Here is a 6322-nt window from a genome sequence, read left to right as displayed (position 1 = left end):
GGCAATCTCGACCGCCGTACCGAGGCCGCTGCACTCCGGACATGCACCGTCAGGGGTGTTGAAAGAAAAGTCCGATTTGGTCAGCGGGGGATGAGGATGGTGACAAACCGGGCAGAAAACCGTCTCCGGCCCATCAACGGATGCAGGGGGAATGACGGCCTGGCATTGTCGGCAGCGCCTTTCGCCAATCTTTTGAAACACGAGCCGCAAATACGTGTACATGTCAGTCACCGTTCCGACCGTTGAACGCGGATTGCGGTTTGCCGCATGCTGGCCGATTGAAATTGAGGGAGACAGTCCGGCGATCGAATCGACTTTCGGCTTTTCAATCGAATCTCCCGACATTCCGCTTGATTCCATGTATTGCCGCTGACACTCCCGCTGCAAAATGTCCAATGCAAGCGTCGACTTTCCTGATCCGGATGGTCCGGTTACGACTACGAATTGATGCTTGGGAATGTCCAGCGACACATTTTTTAAGTTGTTTTCTCTTGCTCCTTGAATACGAATACGATCCTTCACTCAAAAAGCCCTCCTTGGCAGATCCTTTTTCCCCGGGGTACTACCTATTCTATAACACTCATGCAAGTGCCAAAGTTAAGGGATAAAAAATACGGAAATAGACGATGAAGATTAGCAACGTCCTTTAAGGTTTTTCTCGAAACGATCGCCTAAAGGGTTTTCGACAGGCTGATTGACTTTGGATACGTATATTGAAATCCAAATGTCTGATAAAAAGGGATCGACGGAACGTCGGCCATCATCAGCACTTCGGCGCCCAGGGGAGCGTTCTGCCGGAGAAAATCCATGATTTCGTCCATGATCATGTGCTTTATTTCTTCTTCCTGTTCAGACGGTTTGACGGCCACATCAACGATTTGGAAAAAGCGCCCGCCATCACCGATAATTCTTCCCATGCCGATGAGCTCTGAGTGATCGTCTCTGATGATCGCTGAAAAAATTGAGTGCTCTAAAGCCGTTTTGACCATATCCTCATCTTTTGTACAATTCCTTAATCCAAGATACTCCCGCGGATTCGGTACTTCATGAAAAATCTTCATGTCGGTCTCCTTTATTTTCGAATTCAGGTCTTACACCATCTATTTTACAAGCTTGATGCAAGTGATAAGGTCCGGTTGTAATCGCTGATTTTTATTAATATGGAGATTATCACAGCACTTTAAGATTTTTCTCTAATGTTTGTCTGGAAGAAGGGCTGTCTGGTATAGTGAAGGTTGACTGAAACCGATGGGGAGGATGGGAGATGCGTTATTACAAACCGATTGAGATTGCCAGGAAGCTGAACATCAGCACGAGCGCTTTGCGCCATTATGAATCATGGGGCGTCGTTCCCGCGCCTGAGCGGGCCGAAAACGGCTACCGCCTTTATACTTCCCTGCATTTAGCTTATTTCCGCTGTCTTCGCGCCATGTTTCCTGCATTTGGTGTAAGCGTTACATGCAAGGTGCTGCGTCATATTCAAAACGGTGATATTGATGCGGCCTTCTGGCTCGTGAATAAAGAGCAGGCCGACTTGCATGAGGAAAAAGCCGTCGCCGATCAAACGCTTGCCATATTGCGGGATCCCGACCTTCCGATTGTCCCGGGCCACAAGATGAAACGCCGCATGACGATCGGGGAAGCAGCCGCCCTCACCAACGTACAGACATCAGCCATCCGCCACTGGGAAAAAGAAGGCCTGATCACCCCCGAGAGAGACCCCGAGAATGGCTACCGGCTTTTCACACCGGTGCATGTCAGGCAAATTTTATTGATCCGCACATTGAGAAGGACCGTCTACTTTTTGGAAAATATGAAGGAAATCGTACAGGCTGTTGAACACCAAAGCATTGAAAAGGCAAAGCAAGTCACCGAACATGCACTGGAAAGCATTCATCAGCGCAATCGCCGGCAGTTTTACGGCATGCACCAGCTTGTCGAGCTTTGTAAAGAAGCCGGTTTGATGGAAGGTGAAAGCTAATGGCCGTTTGAAACGATTTAATATTCAGCGGCCGAATGATCGGTTCGGACTGAGGGGCTTCCTCAGCTCTAATCAATCATTTGAATAAAGTTAAGGGCAGATGGAGAAAGGTGATCCTCCGTCCTAATGCATAATGAAATGGGGTTCTTTATTACTGCTTTATCGACATGAATCTTTGCAATATCTCCTCGGGCGATATATTAGTTTACTTCAAGAGCAGATGCGAACGTCACGCCATATCCCTCCATCACTGTTCTGATTGTTTCGTTCAATCCGTTTATTTGTACGCCCATGTTTGGTTTCCCTGCATTATGCAGGCTGCACAGCGAAATCAATTTTTCCCGTGAAAAACTTCCTTCCTCGCGAAAGACGAACGGCTCTTTTACAATATCCTCCAATGTCACGTGCTGTGAGGCAAACTTATGTTTTTGATTGACGACGAATAACATGTCATCCTCAAAAAGCAATCTTCCTTTAATCAGCGGGCTGAACTCCGTCATGCCCCCAATGAAGCCGATGTCTGCTTCATAATTAATCAGTTGATCGATCGCCTTTTGATAATTCATGGTCGAGATTTCTACTTCTGTTTCAGGATAGAGCTGTTTAAAGCGGCTGATCCATTTCGGCAGCAAAAAATTGGCCGGAAGGTATGTGGCGACGATTCGCACCTTGCCAATCGCCCCTTTTTTTACTTGGTCGAGGTAAGATTCGATTTCCTCCTCAAGGGAAAAAAGCCGTTTGGCTTGTTTTGCAAGCTCAACGCCTGTTGGGGTTAATAAAATGCCTCTGCCTTTAGAAACGAGCAGCGTGCAGTTGATGTCGCGCTCTAGCTTTTTAATTTGCGCAGTTACAGCCGGCTGACTGATTTTCAGCTCGTTTGCAGCTCCGGTGCGGCTACAGTGTAGAACAATCGCAATGCGTGAAGATTCATGTTTTTCCACTCGATTCATAAATAATATTGATGATTGGTAAACAAAGATATATTAGAGTTATCTAAATACTTTTACTATTTTCTGAATAAAACGGCTTATTCGAAGTCTCCGTATGATGTATGGTTGATGGAATTGAATAAGCCGATTGTGATGCTGACATCATCCGACCGCGCCGATGAATGCAGAAATTACGACGTTATTGAATCGTTTGACCATTATCCCGTAAATGGATGCATCGAAATTCGCGCACTAGAGCTGCACGATACATATCAATTCGAAAGCAAGCTCGGAATATGATGTGCTGAGAGCTGGGAAGCTGAGGACCATGCTGGGAATTAAAGGGCAGTCTTATGAAAGCGGATTGCTGTTCCGCAACAAGGTGTTGATGAAAGAACGATTACAAAGTGCAGGTGTGCGGGTGCCTAATTTTAAGAAAATCGAGACCGCGGCCGACGTATATACATTTATCCAATCTTCCGGCTTTCCGATTGTGATAAAGCCCGTTTATGGCTCGGGGTCAGTGGATACAGCCGTTTTAACGAACCGCCAGGAGATGTTGGGCTTCCTATCAAACGGCCTTCAAGATCATCTTGAGGTTGAATCATTTATTGAAGGAGATATGTATCATATCGACGGGCTTATATTGGAAGGGGAGGTTGTCCTGAGTTGGCCGTCCCGGTATATCAATGGATGCTTGGCATTTCAAAGCGGCCGGTTTTTGGCGAGCAACCAGCTTGAACCCGCAAATCCGCTTGCTTCCCGGCTGACCAGCTTCGTTCAAAAGGCTCTTGATGCCCTGCCTGTTCCTGAAACGATGACATTTCACGCCGAAGTCTTTCATACACCTGAAGACGAACTCGTTTTTTGCGAAATTGCCAGCAGAACTGGGGGCGCCATGGTGCGTGAGGCGACGGCCCAGGCTTTTGGCTTTGATATTAATGAAGTATGCGTCAGAGCGCAATGCGGATTAAAGTCCAATATTCCAAAAGGAATTGACAAAGGTCCGACATGTTAAGCGGTTGGATGTTGATCCCTCCGAAAGCCGGCGTTCTGAAAGACATTCCGCCAATCCCTTCTTTTGACTGGATCACAAAGCATAAGCTATCGGCAAAGCCCGGACAAGCATTTCAAGGCTCATCATCCAGCGTAGATGCGATTGTAAGCTGTCTTGTAACCGGGAAAACAGAAGACGAATTGAAAACCCGGATTCATCAGCTTGCAAAATGGTTCGACGATAAAATCGTTTGGGAAAAAAGCGGCTGATGCTTTCTCAATTAAAATTATTTAACCGTCTGCATCCGCTTATTCGCTTTTTACTCATCGGGACGCTTGTGACAAGGGCGGCAAAAGCTATGACAACGCCGTTTTTGGCTCTCTACTTACATGTTGAGACAGGAGCGGATTTTGGAGTCATCGGACTGGTTATCGGTTTGGGGTACTTCTCCAGTACTGTCGGAGGGGTCATCGGAGGGACGCTGTCAGACAAAATCGGCAGAAAAAAAGTGATGCTGTCATCAATCTTTGTATGGAGCATCGTGTTTGTTCTGTTTGGGCCTGTTCACGATCTTGTTTCATTTATGCTATTGAATGTATTGAACGGACTTTGCCATTCATGTTTTGAACCTGTTTCAAAAGCACTGATGGCGGAATTGTCCGATCGCGATATGAGGTTCCGCATTTTCTCTTTGCGCTATTTAGCGATCAATGTCGGAGCCGCTGTCGGTCCGTTATTGGGCACATATTTGGGACTGGCTAAAACGGGAGCTCCGTTTATAATCACTGGTGTTGTTTATTTTTGCTATGCTGTTTTGCTAAGCCGGATGATGCAGAACATTATGATGAAACAAACAAAATCAGAGTTAAAACAAGTCCCGGCAGGTTCCGTTTGGAAAACGGTAAAAGGGGATGTGGCTCTTCATTTTTATATAGCCGGAGGCGTTCTCTTGATGTTCAGCTATTCTCAAATGGGAAGCACGCTGCTTCAGTATCTCAATCACGATGTTTCCAACGGCGTCAAACTGTTCTCGGCTTTAATCACGTTAAACGCAGTCACCGTTATCGTGCTGCAAATGCCGCTCACCCGTTTGTTTGAAAAATCGAAGCCGTTAACGGCGATATCGATGGGAACCGTATGCTGCATGTTAGGCAATATCGGCTTTTCCCTTTCCGATGGCTGGCTGGCTTTTTTCCTTTCAATGTTTGTCCTGACCACAGGCGAAATATTATTTTTTCCTTCCATGAACGTACTTTTGGATGAGCTGGCGCCAGAGCATATGAGAGGCGCTTATTACGGCGTCCAAAACCTGTATAACATAGGGGAGTTTCTAGGGCCTTGGATTGGAGGAATGATTCTCGGCTTGTACGGGGGAAAGGTTGTCTTTCTCGTTGCCGCTTTTTCGGTCTTCGTGGCTTTGGGCTCTTATCGTATCGGAAGACGGAAGTTTTTATCGTCTGCATAGGGTAAGGAAATTTTAAACATGCATGATTGACGGCAAATTCACTCAACCTATGGGTAAAAAAGGAGATCAAAGCATGGATACAACATTGGGGTATTTGCGGGAGTCATTGTCAAACCATCTTGAACACGACATGGGCCAGAGGATTTACAAAAAAATCGTTTCCCGGCAGTACGAAAATGAAGAAGAGTTTGTCAGGCATCTGGATGAGCGGGAAGCCGCTTTTTTGAACGAAGTGCTCGAACATGAAATGACATATGCGCTGAACGAACAAGACCACAAGCGGACGAGAGAGTTAAATGAAGTATACGAATTGTTGTTTTGAAAGGCGGGCGAGGCGAGATGGGCGCGATCGAGCGGAACGGCTATACGTTTGAGCCCGAGTTCAGCGTGACAAGACAGAACGGGGCGATCCATGTATACCGGCGCGGGCGGTTTGTCGAGGAAATCCGATTCGAATTTTCCGGCGAGTTCCCTGAGCACGATTTGATTGAGGAGCTGGTCAATCATTATTGCTTTGAGCATAACATTTAAGCTGCCATTCTGTGGCAGTTTTTTTGTGATATTCTAAAGTAAAACTGAAAAGAGGGGATTCGATGTTTTCAGGTATCGACCATGTGCAAATTGCAGCTCCCAAGGGCAGCGAGAATGAATGCAGACAATTTTTCTCGAACGTATTAGGGATGCGGGAGATTCCAAAGCCGGAGAATTTAAAGAAACGCGGAGGAGTTTGGTTTCAGTGCGGTCCGCACGAGCTTCACATCGGCATGCAAGAACCTTTTACCCCTGCCTTGAAAGCGCAACCGACATCAAGAAGCTGAAACAAACATTAAAACAACACGGTGTACAAATAACGGAGGGCGAACCGTTAGAAGGAGCGGCAAGATTTTATGTCAATGATCCGTTCGGCAATCGCCTGGAATTTTTGCAGAGGCATTAAGAAAAGCTGCCGC

10 protein-coding genes and 1 pseudogene are annotated in these 6322 nt (G+C 46.5%); 8 read left to right on the top strand and 3 right to left on the bottom strand.

From position 1 onward, the window contains the following. Together V7126_RS21220 and V7126_RS21215 are read right to left on the bottom strand one after the other, a co-directional pair. On the bottom strand, positions 1-522 hold a 522-nt coding region (locus tag V7126_RS21220; protein ID WP_335498850.1), incomplete at its 3' end, for an ATP-binding cassette domain-containing protein. 149 nt (positions 523-671) lie between these two features. Then, positions 672-1061 (bottom strand): GNAT family N-acetyltransferase, encoded by a 390-nt coding sequence (locus V7126_RS21215; protein WP_175075352.1) that lies wholly within the window; start codon positions 1059-1061, stop codon positions 672-674. A 203-nt stretch (positions 1062-1264) separates the two neighbouring features. On the opposite strand from V7126_RS21215, the gene V7126_RS21210 reads away from it, so the two are divergent. Continuing rightward, on the top strand, positions 1265-1981 hold the full coding sequence (locus tag V7126_RS21210; protein ID WP_175075351.1) for a TioE family transcriptional regulator: 717 nt from the start codon (positions 1265-1267) through the stop codon (positions 1979-1981). A gap of 200 nt (positions 1982-2181) precedes the next feature. Here the strand turns inward: V7126_RS21210 and V7126_RS21205 are convergent, their stop codons facing one another. Then, the gene (locus V7126_RS21205; RefSeq protein WP_236809528.1) at positions 2182-2931 is read right to left on the bottom strand and encodes a LysR family transcriptional regulator; all 750 of its coding nucleotides are present in this window, start codon (positions 2929-2931) and stop codon (positions 2182-2184) included. Between the two features lie 108 nt (positions 2932-3039). Between V7126_RS21205 and V7126_RS21200 the strand changes: the two genes are divergently transcribed. From V7126_RS21200 to V7126_RS21170, 7 genes and pseudogenes are all read left to right on the top strand, one after another. After that, positions 3040-3210, top strand: coding sequence for a hypothetical protein (locus tag V7126_RS21200; RefSeq protein ID WP_236809527.1), 171 nt, complete (start codon positions 3040-3042; stop codon positions 3208-3210). Positions 3211-3238: 28 nt separating this feature from the next. Further along, entirely contained in the window at positions 3239-3928 is a 690-nt protein-coding gene (locus V7126_RS21195; protein ID WP_236809526.1) for an ATP-grasp domain-containing protein, read from the top strand. After that, entirely contained in the window at positions 3922-4176 is a 255-nt protein-coding gene (locus tag V7126_RS21190; RefSeq protein ID WP_335498840.1) for a hypothetical protein, read from the top strand. The genes V7126_RS21195 and V7126_RS21190 overlap by 7 nt, the downstream gene beginning before the upstream one ends. Then, positions 4176-5372 carry an MDR family MFS transporter gene (locus V7126_RS21185; RefSeq protein ID WP_175075350.1) on the top strand — a complete coding sequence of 399 codons (1197 nt, stop codon included), beginning with the start codon at positions 4176-4178 and terminating at the stop codon, positions 5370-5372. Before V7126_RS21190 ends, V7126_RS21185 begins: the two co-directional genes overlap by 1 nt. 73 nt (positions 5373-5445) lie before the next feature. Next, complete coding sequence (locus V7126_RS21180) at positions 5446-5694, top strand: sigma-G-dependent sporulation-specific acid-soluble spore protein CsgA (RefSeq protein WP_046129112.1); 249 nt, start codon at positions 5446-5448, stop codon at positions 5692-5694. A 17-nt stretch (positions 5695-5711) separates the two neighbouring features. Then, positions 5712-5903, top strand: a complete 192-nt coding sequence (locus tag V7126_RS21175) for a YbxH family protein (protein WP_046129111.1) — start codon at positions 5712-5714, stop codon at positions 5901-5903. Positions 5904-5965: 62 nt separating this feature from the next. After that, a pseudogene (locus tag V7126_RS21170) lies at positions 5966-6309 on the top strand (VOC family protein). The last annotated feature ends 13 nt before the right edge of the window (positions 6310-6322 follow it).

This window comes from Bacillus sp. JJ675 (genome assembly GCF_036963165.1).
Classification (GTDB): Bacteria; Bacillota; Bacilli; order Bacillales; family Bacillaceae; genus Bacillus; species Bacillus glycinifermentans.
This window is presented reverse-complemented; position numbering and strand designations above follow the sequence as displayed.

What these genes read in the sequence shown, in the direction of transcription:
- V7126_RS21210 (WP_175075351.1), top strand. Translation starts at nt 1,265, where the DNA reads ATGCGTTATTACAAACCGATTGAGATTGCCAGGAAGCTGAACATCAGC.
- V7126_RS21175 (WP_046129111.1), top strand. Translation starts at nt 5,712, where the DNA reads ATGGGCGCGATCGAGCGGAACGGCTATACGTTTGAGCCCGAGTTCAGC.
- V7126_RS21195 (WP_236809526.1), top strand. Translation starts at nt 3,239, where the DNA reads ATGCTGGGAATTAAAGGGCAGTCTTATGAAAGCGGATTGCTGTTCCGC.
- V7126_RS21205 (WP_236809528.1), bottom strand. Translation starts at nt 2,931, where the DNA reads ATGAATCGAGTGGAAAAACATGAATCTTCACGCATTGCGATTGTTCTA.
- V7126_RS21215 (WP_175075352.1), bottom strand. Translation starts at nt 1,061, where the DNA reads ATGAAGATTTTTCATGAAGTACCGAATCCGCGGGAGTATCTTGGATTA.
- V7126_RS21180 (WP_046129112.1), top strand. Translation starts at nt 5,446, where the DNA reads ATGGATACAACATTGGGGTATTTGCGGGAGTCATTGTCAAACCATCTT.
- V7126_RS21190 (WP_335498840.1), top strand. Translation starts at nt 3,922, where the DNA reads ATGTTAAGCGGTTGGATGTTGATCCCTCCGAAAGCCGGCGTTCTGAAA.
- V7126_RS21200 (WP_236809527.1), top strand. Translation starts at nt 3,040, where the DNA reads ATGGAATTGAATAAGCCGATTGTGATGCTGACATCATCCGACCGCGCC.
- V7126_RS21185 (WP_175075350.1), top strand. Translation starts at nt 4,176, where the DNA reads ATGCTTTCTCAATTAAAATTATTTAACCGTCTGCATCCGCTTATTCGC.